This window comes from Pseudomonas sp. PDM24 (assembly GCF_019218905.1).
Taxonomy (GTDB): Bacteria; Pseudomonadota; Gammaproteobacteria; order Pseudomonadales; family Pseudomonadaceae; genus Aquipseudomonas.
Genome location: NZ_JAHUWR010000002.1, coordinates 661,026 through 681,585, shown reverse-complemented (window position 1 = coordinate 681,585; position 20,560 = coordinate 661,026). Strand labels below are relative to the sequence as shown.

16 protein-coding genes are annotated in these 20,560 nt (G+C 60.8%); 12 read left to right on the top strand and 4 right to left on the bottom strand.

Annotated elements, in window-relative coordinates:
* Positions 1–972 (bottom strand): GDP-mannose 4,6-dehydratase, encoded by a 972-nt coding sequence (gmd, locus tag KW837_RS10995; RefSeq protein WP_030132531.1) that lies wholly within the window; start codon positions 970–972, stop codon positions 1–3.
* Positions 969–1,883 (bottom strand): GDP-mannose 4,6-dehydratase, encoded by a 915-nt coding sequence (locus KW837_RS10990; RefSeq protein ID WP_218395687.1) that lies wholly within the window; start codon positions 1,881–1,883, stop codon positions 969–971. Before KW837_RS10990 ends, gmd begins: the two co-directional genes overlap by 4 nt.
* Before the next feature lie 425 nt (positions 1,884–2,308).
* Between KW837_RS10990 and KW837_RS10985 the strand changes: the two genes are divergently transcribed.
* The 7 genes from KW837_RS10985 (at position 2,309) to KW837_RS10955 (ending at position 11,584) form a co-directional block, all read left to right on the top strand.
* Complete coding sequence (locus KW837_RS10985; protein WP_256348669.1) at positions 2,309–3,874, top strand: glycosyltransferase; 1,566 nt, start codon at positions 2,309–2,311, stop codon at positions 3,872–3,874.
* Positions 3,868–5,172 carry a glycosyltransferase gene (locus KW837_RS10980; RefSeq protein WP_218395683.1) on the top strand — a complete coding sequence of 435 codons (1,305 nt, stop codon included), beginning with the start codon at positions 3,868–3,870 and terminating at the stop codon, positions 5,170–5,172. Before KW837_RS10985 ends, KW837_RS10980 begins: the two co-directional genes overlap by 7 nt.
* A complete protein-coding gene (locus KW837_RS10975) occupies positions 5,169–6,062 on the top strand; it encodes a bifunctional 2-polyprenyl-6-hydroxyphenol methylase/3-demethylubiquinol 3-O-methyltransferase UbiG (protein ID WP_218395681.1) in 894 nt (297 codons plus the stop codon). The genes KW837_RS10980 and KW837_RS10975 overlap by 4 nt, the downstream gene beginning before the upstream one ends.
* A complete protein-coding gene (locus KW837_RS10970) occupies positions 6,059–7,213 on the top strand; it encodes an acyltransferase (protein WP_218395679.1) in 1,155 nt (384 codons plus the stop codon). The genes KW837_RS10975 and KW837_RS10970 overlap by 4 nt, the downstream gene beginning before the upstream one ends.
* A complete protein-coding gene (locus KW837_RS10965) occupies positions 7,207–8,046 on the top strand; it encodes a class I SAM-dependent methyltransferase (protein WP_218395677.1) in 840 nt (279 codons plus the stop codon). The genes KW837_RS10970 and KW837_RS10965 overlap by 7 nt, the downstream gene beginning before the upstream one ends.
* Before the next feature lie 222 nt (positions 8,047–8,268).
* The gene (locus tag KW837_RS10960) at positions 8,269–9,462 is read left to right on the top strand and encodes a DUF3142 domain-containing protein (RefSeq protein WP_218395675.1); all 1,194 of its coding nucleotides are present in this window, start codon (positions 8,269–8,271) and stop codon (positions 9,460–9,462) included.
* Positions 9,449–11,584 (top strand): hypothetical protein, encoded by a 2,136-nt coding sequence (locus KW837_RS10955; protein WP_218395673.1) that lies wholly within the window; start codon positions 9,449–9,451, stop codon positions 11,582–11,584. Before KW837_RS10960 ends, KW837_RS10955 begins: the two co-directional genes overlap by 14 nt.
* On the opposite strand, the gene KW837_RS10950 is transcribed toward KW837_RS10955, so the two are convergent.
* On the bottom strand, positions 11,585–12,214 hold the full coding sequence (locus tag KW837_RS10950; RefSeq protein ID WP_192345162.1) for a LysE family translocator: 630 nt from the start codon (positions 12,212–12,214) through the stop codon (positions 11,585–11,587).
* A gap of 145 nt (positions 12,215–12,359) precedes the next feature.
* Between KW837_RS10950 and KW837_RS10945 the strand changes: the two genes are divergently transcribed.
* Positions 12,360–12,833 (top strand): Lrp/AsnC family transcriptional regulator, encoded by a 474-nt coding sequence (locus tag KW837_RS10945; RefSeq protein ID WP_007896573.1) that lies wholly within the window; start codon positions 12,360–12,362, stop codon positions 12,831–12,833.
* A 122-nt stretch (positions 12,834–12,955) separates the two neighbouring features.
* Here KW837_RS10945 and lpdA read toward each other — a convergent pair whose 3' ends face one another.
* On the bottom strand, positions 12,956–14,356 hold the full coding sequence (lpdA, locus tag KW837_RS10940) for a dihydrolipoyl dehydrogenase (protein WP_218395671.1): 1,401 nt from the start codon (positions 14,354–14,356) through the stop codon (positions 12,956–12,958).
* A 207-nt stretch (positions 14,357–14,563) separates the two neighbouring features.
* On the opposite strand from lpdA, the gene hflK (KW837_RS10935) reads away from it, so the two are divergent.
* From hflK (KW837_RS10935) to KW837_RS10920, 4 genes are read left to right on the top strand one after another with little or no spacing between them, the layout of a single operon-like run.
* On the top strand, positions 14,564–16,528 hold the full coding sequence (gene hflK, locus KW837_RS10935; RefSeq protein ID WP_218395850.1) for a protease modulator HflK: 1,965 nt from the start codon (positions 14,564–14,566) through the stop codon (positions 16,526–16,528).
* Positions 16,525–17,574 carry a protease modulator HflC gene (gene hflC, locus KW837_RS10930; protein WP_218395669.1) on the top strand — a complete coding sequence of 350 codons (1,050 nt, stop codon included), beginning with the start codon at positions 16,525–16,527 and terminating at the stop codon, positions 17,572–17,574. Before hflK (KW837_RS10935) ends, hflC begins: the two co-directional genes overlap by 4 nt.
* On the top strand, positions 17,571–18,629 hold the full coding sequence (hflK, locus tag KW837_RS10925) for a protease modulator HflK (RefSeq protein ID WP_218395667.1): 1,059 nt from the start codon (positions 17,571–17,573) through the stop codon (positions 18,627–18,629). The genes hflC and hflK (KW837_RS10925) overlap by 4 nt, the downstream gene beginning before the upstream one ends.
* On the top strand, positions 18,626–20,536 hold the full coding sequence (locus KW837_RS10920) for a cation-translocating P-type ATPase (protein ID WP_218395665.1): 1,911 nt from the start codon (positions 18,626–18,628) through the stop codon (positions 20,534–20,536). Before hflK (KW837_RS10925) ends, KW837_RS10920 begins: the two co-directional genes overlap by 4 nt.
* Positions 20,537–20,560: the final 24 nt, after the last annotated feature.

Sequence of the window (20,560 nt, the reverse complement as noted above, 5' to 3'; positions counted from 1 at the left end):
CTACTCCTTGGCAACGCGTTTCATGTCCGCATCCATCATCATGCGGATCAAGGTGTCCAGATCGGTTTTTGGCTTCCAGCCCAGTACGCGCTGGGCCTTGGCCGGGTTGCCAAGCAGCACTTCTACCTCGGCCGGGCGGAAAAATGCCGGGTCGATCTTCACGTAGTCGCGGTAGTTGAGGCCAATGTGATCAAAGGCGATGCGGCACATTTCGCGCACGGTGGTGGTCACCCCGGTGGCGACCACATAATCGTCAGGCTTGTCCTGTTGCAGCATCAGCCACATGGCTTCGACGTAGTCGCCGGCAAATCCCCAATCGCGTTTTGCATCGATGTTGCCCAGGCGCAGTTCCTGCTGTTTGCCCTGTTTGATGCGGGCGGCGGCGTCGGTGACTTTACGGGTCACGAACTCGATGCCGCGTAGCGGTGATTCGTGGTTGAACAGGATCCCGCTGCTGGCGTGCAGGTTGAAGCTTTCGCGATAGTTCACCGTGATCCAGTGGCCATAGAGTTTGGCCACGCCGTAAGGGCTGCGCGGATAAAACGGTGTGTTTTCGTCCTGCTGCTCGGCCTGAATCAAGCCGAACATTTCGCTGGTGGACGCTTGATAGAAACGGGTGTGCGGACTGAACTGACGGATCGCTTCGAGCAGGTGAGTCACACCCAGGCCATCGACGATGCCGGTGGTCACTGGTTGATCCCAGGAGGCGGCGACAAAGCTTTGCGCGGCCAGGTTATAGACCTCGTCCGGCGCTGACTTGATCACCGCACGCTGCACCGAGCAGGCATCGGCCATGTCGCCATCCAGATAGACGATATCGCCCTCGATCCCCGTCTCGCGCAGTCGCCAACGTGAATCGCTGCTGCGCCGCGCCACCAGGCCATGGACTTTATAACCTTTGTCGAGCAGCAACTTGGCCAGATAGGCGCCGTCCTGACCGGTGATCCCTGTGATCAATGCACTTTTTGTCATTCTTGTCGTACTCGCTTCTCCCAGTCGGACAGGATCGCCCGCAGGGATTGTTGTGTTGTGATTTCAGGCGTCCATCCTGTGGTCTGGGCAAGCTTGGCATGGCTGCCACAAACGCGACGCTGATCCGCGCGGCGAAGACGCGCCGGATCCTGAATCAGTTGCATATCGACCTGGGCGAGATCCCCCAGCTGTTCGATCAAACTGCGAATGCTCTGCTCGCGCCCCGAGCAAATGTTGTAGACCTGTCCCGACGTGCCTTTTTCCAGCAAGGCGAAGTAGGCCGACACCACATCGCCCACATCGAGGAAATCGCGAGTGACGTCGATGTCACCGACTTCCAGTTGCGGCGTTTGCAGGCCTTGCTTGATTCGACTGATCTGCCGCGCCGCGCTGGCGATGACGAAGCTGTCCTTCTGCCCGGTGCCGATGTGGTTGAACGGGCGAGCGACCAGCACCGGCCAGCCTTCGCTCAGGCCCCATTGCAGGCTCAGGAACTCCGCCGACAGTTTGCTAACGGCATAAGGATTGCGCGGGCAGGGTGGCTGGCGTTCGGTGATGGGCAGATCGGCTTCGTGGACCTGGCCATAGACGTCACCGGAGCTGACGTACAGGAACGTACCGGCGAAGCCACGGGCTTTGAGGGCTTGAAGCAGGTTAAGGGTGCCCAGCAGATTGATATTCAGCGTACGTGCCGGATCACGAAAGGCTTCGGGAACGAAGGTCTGGCCGGCCAGATGAATGACCGCGTCGGGCATCTCCGGCCACAGGCCTTCAAGGCTTTCTGGCTGTACGAGATCGTAACGGGAAAGGGCAGGCAGCAGTTCCCATTCCGAGGCATCAGCCTTCAGACGAGATTGGATGTGTTGTCCTACGAATCCACTCAGACCCGTTACGAACAGACGCTTTTTCAAGCCGCGGTCCCCTCAATTCTGAACTTCTGCCATTTCCCGCAGGCTTTAGGGAAAGTCTGTCAGACCGAAGAAAAATCTTCGTAGGAAAACTGGAGAAGTCGTTGTTGTAGTTGTTTGGTAGCCAATCTGTGCCAATTGCGCAGCAATTTCAATAAGTCCCACCGTGACCGGTCAGTTCTCGTTTTCGCAGGTCTATTTATTCTCGCCGAGCGGTTCACGAACCCTTAACGGATGTGTTTAGAATGCCCCTCGTCACGATCGCCCAGGGTTCGGCAGGGTTGTTCTGCAACGCCGCGAAACTGACCACTAAAACAAGAACGTAGACGGGCATGAAGACTATAGACGAGGACGACACACCGACTCGATCCGTGGCTTTGCCGTCATAGAGTGAGGTTGCCGGGATGGCGGCTTCATCGTGGGATGCCATGAATTTTATTCTTTACTCGGACGTCAACGACAGTTCCATCAGCCAGAGCCTCGGTCGTCCCGAATACAGTTACTACTTCGTGCTCAAGGCTTATCGCCCGGTGCTCGAAAGCCTTGGGCGGGTGCATGTGGTGTCCTCCACCGCCGAGGTCGATCCTCTCTACAGGCAACTGCGTGCCGCCGGCGAAGACAGCCTGTTCCTGTCTTTCACCCCGCCGCAGAAAACCCCGAACGACCTTGAGTGCCCGACAATGTGCGTGGTGGCCTGGGAGTTCGATTCGATTCCCGATGAGCAGTGGGACAACGATCCACGGCAGGACTGGACCCGCATGCTGGCGCGCCAGGGCCGGGTGATTACGCTCTCCAGTCATACGGCCCGGGCGATCCGTCGGGCCATGGGCGAAGACTTTCCGGTGTTGGTCTTGCCGACCCCGTTGTGGGAAAACTTCGCGGCCATCCGTAGCCGCCATACCAGTGTGCCGGTCAATGCCGGTTCGACCCTCGACATCAAGGGCTGCATCCTTGATACCCGTACGCTGGGGCTGTCCGCCGACTCGCTGATTCCACCGCCGCTGACCCCTGAGCAACAGGCGGAACTCGAGGCCTTGCGCCCGCCGCCGCTAACCCTGAAGCGCCGCTTCGTCATCGCCAGGCACTACTTGCGTCTGTGGGCGCTGGACCTGGGCAAGGCGCAACCGGTGCCGGTCCATCGCACTCATTTTCTGAGCCAGTGGTACTGGGAGGGGATTCGCGATCTGTTGTCTGACCCGGCTCACTCCAGGCTCGCAAAATACTTCCCGAGCATTGCCGGTCCACAGTCGGTGCCGGTCCATGTACCAGCACCCGTGGACCTTCCGGACACTACGGAACAGGTTCAGACCCATGTCGACGGCGTGGTCTACGTCACCGTGTTCAATCCCAAGGACGGGCGCAAGAATTGGCATCAACTGATCAGCGCATTCTGCTGGGCGTTCCGTGACACCGCGGATGCCACACTGGTGCTGAAGATTACCCAGAACGATCTGTCGTCCTATTACACCGAGTTGATGACCTTGCTGGCGCAACTGTCCCCGTTCGCCTGCCGGGTGGTGGTGATGCACGGTTACCTGGACGATCCGCAATATGCCCGGCTCTATGAGGCGGCGAGTTATTACGTCAACGCCTCCCGCTGCGAAGGCTTGTGTCTGCCGCTGATGGAGTTCATGGCCAGCGGCAAACCGGTGATCGCGCCGGATCACACAGCCATGGAGGATTACATCGATGAGCGCGTGGCGTTTGTGGTCAAGTCCAGCGAAGAGCTGACCATCTGGCCTCAGGACACCCGCATCATCTATCGGACCCTGCGTTATCGACCGGACTGGGGGTCGTTGAAAACGGCCTACGAAAACAGCTACCGGATCGCCAAGGAACAGCCGCTGGAGTATCAGCGCATGTCTCACGCCGCGGTCGAGCGCATGCACGATTACTGCGCCTTCGCTCCAGTGCAACAACGCTTGGCGGACTTTTTCGGGCTGGCGCCACACGGTGTGTCGGCAGCGACCGTCACGGATAACGCCTCATGCTGATCATCATTCATTCGGAAACCAACCAGCGCACCATTGCCCAGAACCTGGGCCGTTCGGAGTACAGCTACTACTTCGTGCTCAAAGAGTATCGACCGGTGCTGGAGCGACTGGGGCGGGTAGTGGAAGTCAGCGACCCGCAGACTGAAGTCGACGCTTTGTACCTCGACTGTCTGTCCCGTGGCGAAGACTGTGTGTTCCTGTCGTTCTCGCCACCGCATCGCACGCCGGTTCATTTTGCCTGTCCGACCCTGGCAGTGTTTGCGTGGGAATTCAGCACCATTCCCAATGAGCCGTTCGCCGGTGAACCGCGTAATGACTGGCGCACGGTATTGCGCGCGAGCGGTGCGGCAATCACCCATTCCAGCTACACCGTCAATGCCGTGCGCGAAGCCATGGGCGCCGACTATCCGATCGTCGCGGTACCGGCACCGGTGTGGGATCGCTTTGCCGCACGCGGTGCGCAATTGCAGCGTCAGCCAAAGGCCCGCCAGGTGCGATTGAAGATCAAAGGCTTGCTGGCGGACAGTCGCCAACTTGATCTGCGGGCCTTTGGTCCTGCGCATTTGCGTGCCGGCAAGGGCATCGACTTTCAGGCGCCCGCTCGTGAACAGGAGCTGGTGCTCGACGGTGTGATCTACACCTCGGTGTTCAATCCCGGCGACGGGCGCAAGAATTGGGAAGACATGCTGAGTGCTTTTTGCGTGACCTTCCGCGAGGTAGAAGACGCCACGCTGGTGCTCAAACTGACGCACCACGATGCCGAAGAAGCGCTGACCGATATCCTTCATCACCTGTACAAAAACCAGTCCTACCGCTGCCGTATCGTGTTGATTTACGGCTACCTTGCGGATGCGGACTACGAGCGTCTGGTGCAGGCCACGAGTTACGTGGTGAATACGTCCTACGGCGAAGGCCAGTGCCTGCCGCTGATGGAGTTCATGTCATGCGGCAAGCCGGCAGTGGCGCCGCGCACCACGGCGATGATCGATTATCTGGACGCCGACAATGCTTTCCTCATCGACTCCACGGATGAGCTGACGGCCTGGCCCCACGACCCGCGAAAGGCGTTTCGCACCCTGCGCTACATCACCAACTGGGCCTCGTTATGCACGGCCTATCGGGCCAGCTATGACGTGGCCAAAGACGACCCGCAACGCTATGCAAGGATGTCCGCCCACGCGGTCACCAGCCTGCAAAACTTCTGCGGCCAGGCAACCGCTGAACAGCGTCTGAAAGAATTCCTTGCCCGGCTATTCGAAACCCGCGCTGCGGCTGCCGTGGAAACCCCCGAGGCATGATCCGCGCATTGATGAGGCGGCTGCGCCCGGTGGCGCAACCCAAAGCTGTGCCTGCACCGGTTGCGCAAGACAGCGTATCGCCGCGCGATGTCGGCTTGCACGACGCCATCCTCGATGGCTGGTTTTTGAACGACAGCGGCGAATTGCTCAAGGGCTTTGCGATCACGGCGGACGACACTCTGCTGGATGTCGGTTGCGGTGAGGGCGTTGCGACGCTGTTTGCGGTACGTCAGGGCGCGTCGGTGATTTTTACTGACAGTGAACATGACAAGGTCCGAGACCTGGCCCGGCAAGTGGACGCGCAGACGGACAAGCCAAGCCTGGGGCTGGTCAGCAATAGCCTGCCCTTGCCGCTGGCCGATGGCTGCGCAAGCAAGGTCGTGTGCATGGAAGTGATCGAACACATCGATCAGCCCGAGCCGTTCATGGCCGAGTTGGTGCGCATGGGCCGTCCGGGTGCGCAGTATCTGCTGAGCGTGCCGGCACCGGTGGGCGAGCATTTGCAACAGGGCATCGCCCCGGCCAGCTATTTCCAGTCGCCCAATCACGTACAGATTTTTACCCCGGAACGCTTCGCCGCGCTGGTGGAGGACGCCGGCCTGGTGATCGAGCATCGTCAGGCGACCGGATTTTTCTGGGTGATGGGCATGATTTTCTTCTGGGCCAGCGAGCGCGCAGCCGGTCGCGACCTGGGCGGCGCGGTACGTGACCGGATTCAGGCGCCGTATCCGCCACTGATGGAGAGCTGGGCGAAAACCTGGCAAGACCTGCTGGCGCAACCCAATGGACTGGCGATCAAGCAGATGCTCGATCAGTTCATGCCCAAGAGTCAGGTGATCATTGCACGTAAACCGATGGCGACCGATTCAAAGGCCGGGACTGCGCGATGAGCAGTCGACGGATTCTCGACATCGAGTTGTTGCGCGGGATCGCTGTGCTTGGCGTGCTGGTGCATCACCTGCAAACCATGCCATTTCCGGGTGGGCTGCCGGGTTTCGAGTCGGGCACGGCCCACGGGCAATTCTGGTGGGGTGTGGACCTGTTTTTTGTCATCTCCGGGTTTGTCATCGCCCGAGGCTTGATTCCGCTGCTGCGTGGTTGCCAGACACCGCAGGCCTTCTGGCTGGAAACCCGCGATTTCTGGATTCGCCGGGCCTTTCGTCTGTTGCCATCCGCCTGGTTGTGGCTGTTGCTGATGTTAGCGGGCGCACTGTTTTTCAATCATTCGGGCGCCTTTGGCACGGTGCAGGCCAATCTGCAGGCGACGCTGGCGGGCTTTCTGCAATTGGCCAATTTGCGCTTTGCCGAAAGCTTCATGCGCTTCGAATACGGTGCCAGTTTCGTTTACTGGAGCCTGTCCCTTGAAGAGCAGTTCTACCTGTTGCTGCCCTTACTGATCCTCGTCTGCCGCAAGCGGTTGGTGTGGGTGTTGCTGGCCTTGGTTGCCGTGCAACTGTTCACTTGGCGTTCAGCGCTGTTGATGAGTATCAGGACCGATGCCCTGGCATTGGGCGTGTTGCTGGCAATGTGGAGCTCGAGGCCGAGCTATCTGACCTGGGAGCCACGATTGTTGCGCCGTCGTTGGTCAGGCCTGTTGATTTTGATCGGGCTGGGGGCTGCACTGAGCGTGCTGGCGAGCACACCTTTCAATCTGGCGAGCTATCGGGTCGCCGCGATTGCCTTGTTGTGCGCGCTGCTGGTCTGGATCGCTTCCTACAATCGCGATTACCTGCTGCCCAAGGGCAAGCTCAAGCAAATACTGGTCTGGTTGGGCGCCCGTTCCTATGGCATTTACCTGATTCACATTCCGGCGTTCTTTGCCGTGCGCGAAGGCTGGTTTCGTTTCGCGCCCGTCGGTTGGCAGGACGTGGCGATGCAGCCGGCACTGGCGCTGTTTTGCGCCATGACCCTGATCGTGCTGCTGAGTGAACTCAACTACCGATTCATCGAGCTGCCCTTGCGCAACCGGGGTGCCCATCTGGTGCAACGCTTGCGTATGTCCCCATCAGTCCTTCCATCCTCTGGAGCCACCTCATGCTGAGCCTTTTGAAGAAACTCACGGCGGGCACGTCCGCTGCCGCGCAGCCGCTGATGCCAGCAACCTCGGTGTCCGAGAAAGTCGACCCGTACATGCTCGGCCTGCACGACGCGATGCTCAGCGGCTGGTTCAACCAGCAAACCGGTGAGCTATTCACCGGTTTCCCGGTCAGCCCCGAGGACACGTTGCTGGATGTGGGCTGCGGTGACGGGGGCAACGTGCATTTCTGCGGCATGCGCGGGGCGAAGATCATCATTGCCGACATCGACGCCGCCAAGGTCGAAGCGACTCGTCAGCGCTTGAGCGACACGCCGGCTCGGGGCATCGAGTGCCACGTCACGGACTGTAATCCGCTGCCGATTGCCGACGCGACCGCGACCCGGGTGGTGTCCACCGAAGTTATCGAGCACGTCGACGATCCGGCGCAGTTCCTCGCCGAACTGGTGCGGGTCGGCAAGCCCGGGGCGCTGTATTTGCTCAGTGTTCCGCACCCCAGTTCCGAAGACCTGCAAAAAGACATCGCCGCGCCGGAGTATTTCCAGAAGCCCAACCACATTCGCATCATCAGCGAAGAGCAGTTCAAGGCGATGGTCAGCGACGCCGGCCTGGAAGTTCTCAGTCACAGCCAATACGGTTTCTATTGGTCGATGTGGATGCTGTTGTTCTGGGAGGCCAAGGTCGATTTCAGCAACGCCGACCATCCGCTGCTCAACCATTGGGCCGACACCTGGCAAGCCGTGCTGTCCTCGCCACGGGGTGCGCAGATTAAACAGGCGCTGGATGCGGTGGTGGCGAAAAGTCAGGTGATCATTGCCCGCAAGCCAATGGCTGAGTAGGGTAATGAGCAGAGCGACAAAGGGCCTTGAGAGGCTAATGCCAGTCAGTTAAGCGCAATCCATGTGGGAGCGGGCTTGCTCGCGAAAGCGGTAGGTCAGGCGACATCGATGTTGACTGTGCCGCCGTCTTCGCGAGCAAGCCCGCTCCCACAGGTTCCGCACCTTAACTGACAGGCATTGGCCTTCAGAGGCCCTTTTTGTATTTCAGGGATAAGGTTTTTCATGGCTTTTTTCACACGCTTGATCGTTTTGCTGGCAGCGGTGTTGCTCAATGGTTGCGAGCAACAGGACGCGCCGCCGCTCGATCAGCAACTCTACGTCTGGCAACGCCAATGGACGCCGGCCCATGACGCCGCGCTGCGCGACAGCCGTGCCGATTTCTCGACCTTGCGTGTGCTGGCCTTGCAGGCGTTTGCGCAGGCCGGCTGGAGCCGGGCGCGAATCGATCCGGTGCTGCTCAAGCGTGACGGTCGACCGCTGATAGCGGTTATTCGTCTGGACGGCCAGCTCAAGGGTCTGGATCAGGACGAGGTCACGGCGCACATCCAGCAGATGCTCAGCGATTGGCAAGGGCAGGGGCTGATCCTCTCCGGCGTGGAAATCGACCACGATGCAGGTAACGCCCGGCTACCGGCCTACCGCGAATTCCTCACGCATTTGCGCGCCGTTCTGCCCGCTTCCTTGCCACTGAGCATCACGGCATTGCCGGCCTGGCTCGACAGCCCTGAATTGCCGGCGCTGCTGGCGACCGTCGACAGCAGCGTCTTGCAGGTGCACGCGGTGAGCGATCCACGGCGTGGCTTGTTCGACCCGGATCAGGCCCGGCAATGGGCCAGGGGCTGGAGCCGTGTCACGTCGAAACCGTTTTATCTGGCGCTACCGGCTTATGGCGTGGCGCTGTTGCCGGGGGACGGTGGTGCGCCGGTCGTGGAAAGCGAAGTGCCCATCGAGCGGGGCGGCAAACGCCGGGAGTTACTGGCGGATCCGCTGCAACTGAGCAAACTCGGCGCCGAGTTGCGCGCCGATCCACCGGCTCATTTGGCCGGACTGATCTGGTTTCGCCTGCCGCTGGCCAATGATCGCAGGGCCTGGAGCCTGACGACGCTCATCGCCGTGGCGCGCGGCGATACGCTCGACAACCGCGTGGGGCTGAAGCTCTCGGCGCAGGACGGCCTCTACGACATCAGCGTCAGCAACCAAGGCAACCTCGACAGCACCTGGCCCGAACGCCTGACACTGGCGGTGCAGGGCTGCGATGGTGCCGATGCATTGGCCGGTTATGCATTGCAACAGCGCCCGGATCTGCTTACCTTCACCCGCCTGCGCGAGGGTCGAATCCCCGCCGGCGGGCAGCGCGCCATCGGTTGGGCCCGCTGCGCAACTATTGATCAAGGAGGTTCGAATGTTCACCCGTAACTGGCCCCGCCATCTGCTTTGCCTGAGCCTCAGCCTGCCGTTGGGTTCGGCGTTGGCCTGCGGGCCGGACTTCCCCATGCGCCTGCTGGACAACCGTGGCCAGTCGCTGGCGGAACTGCCGGAAGGCAACTTCAATTTTGAGATCAGTCGCCTCGGGCATGCCATCGCGGGACTGAAAAATGTCACTGCAGCCACCAACATTCCGGGGGACGGTTACGGCGATGCGCCGGATTACGCGGGTCAGCGGAATACCGCCGAACAGGCCGGTCTGACGCCTGAGCAGCAAGCGCTGGTGCAACAGCTGCGCAGCCTGACCGATGCCCGTCAGGTTGAAGAGCAAGGCGCCAGCCTGCCGGCCGAACACATGTTCTATCTGGCGGGCGCGGTGGCGTTCAACGCCGGTGACCATGGTTTGGCCGCTGAATATTTTCAGAAAGTGCTGGCGCTGCCGGCGGATCAACGCGCATTGCGCAGTACCTGGGCGGCTTACTCGTTGGGGCGGACACTGTTTGCCATGGGTTCAGAGGCGGGCGCAGGTCCCGACCTGTTGGCTCAATCCCGAAAGGCTTTCGAGCAAACTCGTCGGCTGAGTATCGACGGCTTCAGCGACCCGCTGGAACTGGGTGTTGCCAGCCTCGGTGAAGAAGCGCGAGTGGCCCGCACCGCTGGCGATTGGGACAGCGCCATCGAGCTCTACGCCACGCAGAACCTCCACGGTTCGGCGGTGGGCTACAGCTCGTTGAAGTTGTTGATGGCCGATCTGATGGTAATGCCCGACGATCAACTGGCCGTGTTGCTCAAGGGCAAAGCGGTGCAGCAACTGGTGACGGCGTCGTTGATCAGTCGACTGGGCTGGTCATTCGGTGATCAGCCGCCAAGCGAACAGAAACTGATCAAGCTGCTGCAAAACAGCACCCGCGGCAGCCTGGATAACGCGGATCGCCTGGCGGCGATGAACTATCAGCAGGGCGATTACGCCAGTGCCAAAGCCTTCCTCGAACAGGCCGGTGACGGCGGCCTCGCGTGGTGGCTGCGGGCGAAACTGGCGTTGCGTGATGGCGACAAAGGCGCTGCCGCTGCGGCCTACGCCAAGGCCGCCCAGGCCTTCCCGCAGAACGAGTCCTGGGGTGAACGACGGACCCCGGACTGGGATTACGAAACGGTGCAGCCCAAGTGCCGGGTCGACGGCGAAAGCGCAATTCTGGCCCTGCAACGCGGCGATTATCTGCAAGCCTTTGACCAGCTCTATCGCAGCCAAAGCATTTACTGGTACGACGCGGCCACCGTTGCCGAGCGAGTGCTGACCCTCGATGAACTCAAGCAGTACGTCGACACTCAAGTGCCCGCACCGCCATCGCTCAGCCAGCAGGATCGCGACAATTATGTGCCGTTGCCGGTAGCCGCGAACCTGCGCAATTTGCTCGGGCGGCGCCTGTTGCGTGAAGGGCGTTATGACGAAGCGCCGGCTTACTTCGACAACGTCGATCTGCAGAACAAGGCCAAGGCGTATGGGCAATTGCGTCAGGAGGCGGACGCTGCCTGGTGGCCGACCAAACGTGCCGCGGCGTTGTTCAATGCCGCGTGGACGACACGCCAATGGGGCATGGAGCTTCTCGGCTACGAAATGGCGCCGGATTACGCCACGTTCGGTGGTAATTACAGCCTTGAGAGCCGTGAGCTAAAGGTCGGCCCGTTAGTGGCTGAAGATGAGGTCGTGCGTCAGCAAGCCAGCGCCGCTCAACCCGATGAGCGCTATCACTATCGTTATGTCGCAACGGCTTTGGCCAGTCGTGCTGCTGATAATCTGCCTCATACCAGCCAGGCTTTTGCGGCGGTGTTGTGTGCGGCGGCGGGGTGGAACACCAGCCTTGAAGAAGAAAGTGCCTTCTACCAACGGTATGTGAAAGAAGGTCCGTACGTGGATTGGGCGGTGAACTTCGGTCACCATTGTCCTTATCCAGACTTCCAGAATGCGGACAAACGTTACGTAAGCCAGGCATTGAGTCCGGTCCGCTCGGCATTGCGACCTTATAAAAAATGGCTGCAAACGGGCGGTGTGGTGGTGTTTACAGCGGTAGCGCTGGTGCTGATCAATCGACGCCAGCGCAAGGCGCGACAGTAATCACGCTTGTTGCACAAAAGTCAGCCGCACCGCAAAGCCGATCAGCAGGCTGCCGAACAACCACTGCTGCACCCGCTGGGCCGATGGACTGCGTTGCAGCCAGCGGCCCAGTGCGGCGCCGACCAACGCATAGGCACTGTCGAACAACAACCCGACACCGACCAGCATCACGCCCAGCGTTGCAAATTGCGCGAGCACTGGCCCGGCGTGAGGTTCGATGAACTGTGGCAACAGCACCGAACAGAACAGCAGCGCCTTGGGGTTGAGCAGATTGGTCAGCAAACCGCGCTGGATCGCCTCGCGCCAATGCGATTTTTCAGTAGTGGAACCTGCACTGTTCAAGCTCGGCAGCATCGTGGTGCGCAGGCACTGAATGCCGATCCACAGCAGGTACGCGGCCCCGACCAGGCGCACCACGTCGAAGGTCCAGGGTGCCGTCTTGAACAGCGCCGCCAAACCCAACGCAGCCAAGGCCACATGACAACCACGTGCCACACCGAGCCCCAACGCCGTGGCCAGCGCCGCGCCTTTGCCCTGACGCGCGCCGGTCTGCAACAGCAGAATCATGTCCGGGCCGGGCAACAGGTACACCACCGCCAATGCCATGAAAAACAGCCAGAGTCCTGCCATGTTGCACCCCATTCGTTGTCGATTTGGTGAGGTCAGTCTATGGCTGAAGAGCAGGGCAGGTGGTTGCGTAGTCAGCTTCTAAAGCTTCGATATTTGGCATAACCTGCCATTTTTTGATGAGCGAACTATCGGGATCTGCCAAACCATGAAACTGGACGCCTACGACCGCAAGATTCTCGCGGCGCTGCAACGGGACGGTCGCCTGAGCAACGTGCAATTGGCTGACGAAATCGGTTTGTCCGCCTCGCCCTGTTTGCGTCGAGTACGGATGCTGGAAGAAGCGGGAGTGATTCGCGGCTATCAGGCCAATCTGGATCGAGATGAGGTGGGCCTTGGGCTGACGGTGTTTGTCGGGGTCAAAGTTGAACGTCACAACGATGAACAGGCCGAAGCGTTTCGCCTGGCCGTGACGGCATTACCTGAGGTGATTTCGGCATTTCTGGTGTCAGGGGAATCGGATTTTCTGCTGCAAGTGGTGGTGCCGGATTTGCGCGCCTATGACCGTTTTCTCACCGGGCGATTGCTGAAACTGCCGGGTGTGAGCGACATTCGCAGCAACTTTGCGATTCACACGGTGAAGACCCCGGGGGCGTTGCCGTTGGGGCATTTACCGCTTTAGACCGAGTCGCCCCATTCGCGAGCAAGCCCGCTCCCACATTTGATCTGTGGTGTTCACAGAACCAGTGTGGGAGCGGGCTTGCTCGCGAAAGCGCCAGTTCAGTCACCGCAAAATCATCGGCCCTACATCTGCGTCGCCATCCCCTCCACATCCATTGCCGCCTGACGCAATGCCTCGGAGCGGGTCGGGTGTGGATGACAGGTCAGGGCGATGTCTTCGGCCGAGGCGCTGAACTCCATGGCCACGCAATACTCGCCAATCATTTCACTGACGCTGGGGCCCACAAGGTGCACGCCGAGGACTTCGTCGGTGCGCTCATCGGCCAATACTTTGGCGAAGCCTTCGGTTTCGTGATTGATCTTCGCCCGGCTGTTGGCGGTGAAGGGAAATTTGCCGACCTTATAGGCGCGACCTTCGGCTTTCAGCTGTTCTTCGGTCTTGCCAACGCTGGCCAGCTCCGGTTTGGTGTAGATCACGCTGGGGATCAGGTCGTAATTGACCTCGCCGGCCTTACCGACGATTTGCTCGATGCAGGCCATGGCTTCGTCTTCGGCCTTGTGGGCGAGCATCGGCCCAGACGTGACATCACCGATAACCCAGACGCCAGCGGCTTCGGTGCGGTGGCCCTTATTGGCGAGCATGCCGCGTTTGTCCGTGGCGAGACCGACGTTTTCCAGCCCCAGGCCTTGGGTATAAGGGCGCCGACCAATGGCCACCAACACGTAATCGGCTTCAAGCAACTCGGCGGTGCCACCCGCGGCCGGTTCGACGCTGAGCTGAACACCGCTCGCTGATGTCGTGGCGCTGGTGACTTTCGAACTCAACTTGAAGCTGATGCCTTGCTTGCTCAATGAGCGCTGAAGGGTCTTGCCCGCTTCGCCATCCACACCGGGGCAGATCCGGTCGAGAAATTCGACCACCGTCACTTGGGCGCCCAGGCGCCGCCATACCGAGCCCAGCTCCAGGCCGATCACCCCGGCACCAATCACCACCAAGTGCTTCGGCACTTCGCCCAGTGACAGCGCGCCTGTGGAGTCGAGGATGCGTTTGTTATCTATGTCCACTCCGGGCAGGGGAGTGGGTTCGGAACCGGTGGCGATAATGATGTTCTTGGCGCTCAGCTCGGTCTTGGTGCCCTGGCTGTCGGTCACAGTGACTTTGCCCGGCCCGTCGATGTGGCCCCAGCCCTTGATCCAGTCGACTTTGTTTTTGCGAAACAGAAACTCGATGCCCTTGGTCAGCCCGGAAACGCTTTCATCCTTCTGTTTCATCATTTGAGCAAGGTTGAGGACGGGTTTGACCTCAATCCCCAGGTTGGCGAATTCCGCCCCCATGGCCGCGTCGTAGAGTTCGGAGGCATGCAGTAGAGCCTTGGACGGCATGCAACCGACATTCAGGCAGGTCCCGCCCAGAGTGGCGCGGCCTTCCACGCAGGCTGCTTTCAGACCCAACTGGCCGGCGCGGATCGCTGCGTTATAACCGCCGGGGCCTGCGCCCAGAATCACGACGTCATAGGTGCTCATGGTGGTACTCCTGGTGAAAGGGGCAGGATCGATAAAAGTAGTCTTTGATAAAAATTACGAACGTAATATGTGCGTTTCGAGCCATTTCGGTCAAGGCTTCAGCTTGGCGACAGGTCCGGCGCTTTTAGATAGAGCGATTTACGACGAATATTTCACCACTTTCGTTATATCGTAACGAACTGTGATGTGAGCGATGGCTGGGGTGGTATGCAAGTCGATCTCGATGGCGATGGGACACAAATAGCAGCGCTGCCGCGCTTTCAGCAGGCGGTCGTTCAAGGGCGTCGATTGCGGCAATTCGCAATGGGTTTGGGGGCATTGGCGGCGATCGGGCTGGTGCTGGCGTTTTTTGTCGGGCTATTTGCACCGCAGTCGCTCTGGCCGGCGTTGTTGGTCAATCAGAGCGCCGGTTTGCTGGTGCTGGTCGCCGGCCTGCAATCGGCCTGGTGGGTAACGCAGTGGCGCGCACGGGCGATGAATCCGGCATTGTCGGTGCCGGTGGTTGTCGCTGAGGAAGTCGTTGCCGCTGAAGGCTGGTACGAGCGGTTGCTGGACCGGATCAGCCAACGTTGGTTGCGCTTGCTGGGGCAGATCGGTGCGCCGACGCTATGGTTGGCTGGCTGGGCGTTATTGACGTTGTACAGCATCGAGCAAGTCTGGAATCTGACCTTGCCGCCCGCCGCGCTGGGATTGTCGGCCAGTGTCGGCGCCACGCTATCGTTGCTGCTGGCTTTCGGTTTGCTGGTGCTGGAGCGGCAACTGGCACAGGAAAACGTCGCCCAGTGGCCCGAAGCAGGGCCGTTGGCGCAGCTGACACGGGTCGCGATTATTTGCCTGGTGCTCAGCGCCCTGTGTTTGTTGTTCGGCAGCGAAACATCAGTCTGGCCGGCGCGTCTGGCGGTGCTGATCGGCTTGCTGCCGGGGCTGGTCGCCGTCGAGTTGCTGCTGCGGGCCGTGTTGTCGTTGTTCAGTCCCCGTCGTGAACAGCTGGAACCAACCTTGCTGGCGCGAAGCTTCGTCGCCGATATGCTGCGCTGGCCACCGCAACCTTTGCTTGCGTTGCAGCACGAATTGCACAACCGCTTCGGTATCGACCTGCGGCAAATATGGGCCTTTACCTACATGCGCCGGGCGTTTTTGCCGGTGCTGGCAGTGGTGGTCATCGTGGGTTGGTCGCTCACCGGTATTCACGAAATTCCCCTGCAAGGGCGCGGTATCTACGAGCGTTTCGGCAAACCGGTGGAGGTGTTCGGCCCTGGGTTGCACGCCGGTTTGCCATGGCCGCTGGGTCGTGTGCTGAGCGTCGAGAACGGTGTGGTCCACGAGTTGGCCACCAGTGTCGGTGAAGCGTCGGCACCGGTCGCGGCCGAACCTGCCGAAGGCCCGGCACCGGCGATTGCCAATCGATTGTGGGACGCCAGCCATGTGAACGATAAATCCCAGGTCATCGCCAGCAGCCGCGCCGACAAGCAGAGCTTCCAGATCGTCAATATGGATGTGCGCTTCGTCTATCGCATCGGCCTGAGCGATCAGGCGGCGCTGGCAGCAACGTACAATAGCGCCGATGTGCCAACGCTAATCCGCAGCACCGCCAGCCGGATTCTGGTGCACGATTTCGCCTCGCGAACCCTCGATGGTTTGCTCGGCGAGGACAGGGTAGGGCTCGCCGAAGAAATCGGTCGCGCCGTGCAGTCTGACCTGCAAAAACTCGACAGCGGCGTGGAAATTCTCGCCACGGTGGTTGAAGCCATCCACCCGCCAGCGGGGGCGGCCAACGCTTATCACGGCGTGCAAGCGGCGCAGATTGCAGCTCAGGCGTTGATCTCCCGCGAGCGCGGTGCGGCGGCGGAGGCGACCAACCAGGCGCAATTGCAGGCCAGCATCGCTCACGATCAAGCTACGGCCAGTGCTCATGAAATCAACTCGACCGCTCAGGCCGCCGACCTGAAATTTGCCGCCGAGCGAAAGGCTTATTCCAGCGCCGGCCAGGCCTTCGTGCTGGAGCAATACCTCAGTCAACTGACCCAAGGTTTGGCCAACGCCAAGCTGCTGGTTCTCGATCATCGTCTGGGTGGCAGCGGTAATGCGCCGACCATCGACCTACGTACATTCACGCTGCCGGCTGATCCTGCGCCGCCGCGTAATACCGTTCAGCCAGGAGCCGTCCATTGAGCCAGCCGACGCCTACACACAATCGCGATCACGATGACCACGCTGGCCACGATCACGGCCATGGCGGACATCACCACGGCCATCACCATCATCACCACGGTGATCCACACGAAGCAGGCCCTTTCCCGTGGCGGCGAATGGGATGGGCGGCGTTGCTGGTGGTGTTTGCCATTGCGGCGGCGAGCCTGGTGCAAGTGCGTTCGGGAGAGGCCACGGTCATCACTCGCTTCGGCAATCCATCGCGGGTGTTGCTGGAACCCGGTCTTGGCTGGCGCTGGCCGGCACCGTTCGAGGCGGCGATCCCGGTGGATCTGCGGCTGCGTACCACCTCCAGCGGTTTGCAGGATGTGGGCACGCGCGATGGTCTGCGCATCATCGTGCAAGCCTACGTGGCCTGGCAGGTGCAGGGTGATCCGGACAACGTGCAACGCTTTATGCGCGCCGTACAGAACCAGCCGGACGAAGCCGCGCGGCAGATCCGCACCTTTGTCGGCTCGGCTCTGGAAACCACCGCCAGCAGTTTCGATCTGGCCAATTTGGTGAACACCGATGCCAATCAAGTGCGCATCGCCGATTTTGAAGCGCAGCTGCGTCAGCAGATCGATCAACAGTTGCTCACCACTTATGGCGTGCGAGTGCTGCAAGTCGGCATCGAGCGTTTGACCTTGCCGTCGGTGACGCTCACCGCGACTGTCGATCGCATGCGCGCCGAGCGTGAAACCATCGCCACTGAACGCACGGCCATCGGCAAGCGTGAAGCCGCGCAAATTCGCTCTGCGGCCGAGCGTGATGCGCGAATCGTGCAAGCTGATGCGACGGTGAAAGCTGCGGACATCGAAGCCCAATCCCGCGTCGAAGCGGCGCAGATATACGGCCGTGCCTATGCGGGTTCACCGCAGCTCTACAACTTGCTGCGCTCTCTCGATACCTTGGGCACTATCGTCACGCCAGGCACCAAACTGATTTTGCGTACCGATGCGGCGCCGTTCCGGGTGTTGGTTGACGGGCCGCCAACACTCGATAACAAGTCCGGGTCGCAGCCATGAATTTAGTTCCACGTGGAACACATGAGTTGAGCAGCCCCTGGATTCAGGCCGGGCGCTTGGCTTTTCTGGCGCTGTACGCCGTGACCGTGCTGGCTGCGTTGGCGTGGGCATTTTCCAATGTGCGGCAGATCGACCCGCAAAATCGTGCCGTGGTGCTGCACTTTGGCGCACTGGATCGCATTCAAAATGCCGGTTTGCTGTTGGCATGGCCGCGCCCGTTCGAGCGGGTAATCTTGTTGCCGGCAGCGGATCGGGTGATCGAACGTCGGGTGGAAAGTCTGCTGCGCTCGGATGCTGCATTGCAGGCGGATCGAGTCGCGAGTTTCGCCACGCCCATCAGCGATGCGCTCGCCGGTTCCGGTTATCTGCTGACCGGAGACGCAGGCGTGGTGCAACTGGATGTGCGGGTGTTCTATAAAGTAACCGAACCCTATGCCTTCGTTCTTCAGGGTGAACATGTGCTGCCGGCACTGGACCGGCTGGTGACGCGCAGTGCTGTGGCGCTCACCGCCGCACGAGACCTGGACACCATTCTGGTGGCCCGCCCGGAACTGATCGGTGCCGACAATCAGGCCGCCGAGCGCCGCGAACGCCTACGCGGTGATCTGGTGCGGGGCATCAATCAACGCTTGGCCGAACTGACGGCGACCGGGCAGGGGATGGGCATTGAAGTGGCGCGGGTCGATGTGCAATCGAGTCTGCCCGGCCCGGCGGTGAACGCGTTCAACGCGGTGTTAACCGCCAGCCAGCAGGCCGACAAAGCCGTGGCCAACGCGCGCACTGAAGCCGAGAAGCTGACTCAGAGCGCCAACGAACAAGCCGACCGCACGCTGCAAGTGGCTCACGCCCAAGCCAGCGAACGCCTGGCCAAAGCCTCTGCCGACACCGCCACAGTGCTGAGTTTGGCCAAGGCGCAACAGCAGGGCACTGACCCGCAAATGCTGCTGCGTATTTACCGTGAGCGGATGCCGAAGATTCTCGGGCAGGCCGGCTCGGTGACCACGGTTGATCCGAAAGATGATTCCCGCCTGATCATTCAGGGAGCTGCGCAATGACTGCCCAAACCGCCGCCGCGCCGAGCATGTTGTCCTCGGCTGAACAACGTAGCGCCGCGCGCCAGTTGACCTTGGCCATGCTTGCTCTGGGCTTGCTTGCGCTAGGCCTGATCTGGCGCTGGTTGTCGCCGGAGCAGACCGGTGTCAGTCAATTGTTGTTGGGTTTTGCTTCCTTGCTGGTAGCCGTGCCGGTCATGCGCTCGGCGTGGTACAGCCTGCGTTATCCGAGCCTGCACGGGATCACCGATCAACTGATCGCCCTGGCCATGCTCGGCGCCTGGGCCACAGGCGATCTGCTCACGGCGGCGTTGCTGCCGATTATCATGATCTTCGGTCACGTGCTGGAAGAGCGCAGTGTGATCGGTTCCCAGGAAGCGATTCATGCTCTCGGCAAACTGACTCGCAGCCATGCGCGCAAGATTCAGGCTGACGGTTCCGTCGTTGAAGTCGACAACGGAACACTCAAGGCCGGTGACCTCGTGGAGGTGCGTGCCGGTGATCGCGTGCCAGCGGATGGCCGGGTGTTGTCCGGTCAGGCAAGCCTCGACACCGCGTCGATCACCGGTGAGTCGGTGCCAATGGAGGCGGATGTGGGCATGTCGGTATTCGGCGGGGCGATCAATCTTGATGGCCTGCTGCGCATTGAAGTGACCCGCACCGGTAACGAATCGACCCTGGGTAAAGTCATTGCGCTGATGCAAAGTGCCGAACGTTCCAAGCCGCCGATCACACGTTTGCTCGAACGCTACGCTGGCAGCTATATGGTGCTGGTGTTGCTGCTGGCCGCTGTGACCTGGTTTGTTACCAACGATGCGCAAGCGATGCTCGCAGTGTTGGTCGCGGCTTGCCCTTGCGCGCTGGTGTTGTCGGCACCGGCCACGGCCATTGCCGGGGTGGCGGTGGCGGCTCGGCACGGGATTCTGATTCGCAGCTCGGCGTTCCTCGAAGAGTTGGCTGACCTGACGTCCTTGGTGGTCGACAAGACCGGAACCCTGACATTCGGCACCTTGCGCCTGCAATCCATCGACAGTCCGCTGGAAGATCGCAGTCACGTACTGAAGCTCGCCGCTAGCCTCGGTTCTGCCAGCAGTCACCCGGTCAGCCGCGCCTTGGCCGGGTTGGTCACTCAGGAACACTTTCTGCTGCTCTCTGACATTCATGAGCGTCAGGGGTTGGGTGTCGTGGCGATGACCGAACAGGGGGAAGCGGCCCTCGGTCGTCCGGAGCTGTTCGCACAATTGGGCATCGCCACATCCGCTGTGCCCGAACACGACGGCCCGATTGCCGGGCTGGCACTCAACGGTGAATTTCTCGCCTGGCTGTTGCTCGCTGACAGTATTAAACCCGAGGCACGGTTTGCCCTGAGTGAGTTGCGTGAATTGGGTCTGGGTCGTCAGTTATTGCTCACCGGGGACCGGCAAAGCGTTGCGCACACGCTGGCCCGGGACGTGGGCATCAGCGATGTCGAAGCCCAGGCCTTGCCCGAGGACAAACTCAATCGTGTGCTGAAAGAAATCGGCAGCGGATTCCGGCCGATGGTGGTGGGAGACGGCATCAACGATTCCCTGGCGCTTAAGGCTGGTGTGGTCGGCGTGGCGATGGGCGCAGGCGGTGCGGACATCGCGCTGGCTTCGGCCGATATCGTACTGATCGGCAGCGACCTGCGCCGGCTCGGGACCTGTGTGCGCTTGAGTCGCCAATGCCGCCAGACCTTGCAAGTCAACGTGATTATCGGGTTGGGCTGGACCCTGGCCATCGTCGCGTTCGCCGCATTCGGCTGGCTTGGGGCGGCAGGGGCGATGATTGCCGCGCTGTTACACAACTTGAGCACGTTATTAGTGCTCGGGAATGCCGGGCGTTTGCTACGCTTTCAGGAACCCCTACTCAAGCTTAAGGATGAGGTGTGAGCGTCTACAACTTTTCAGAACTGT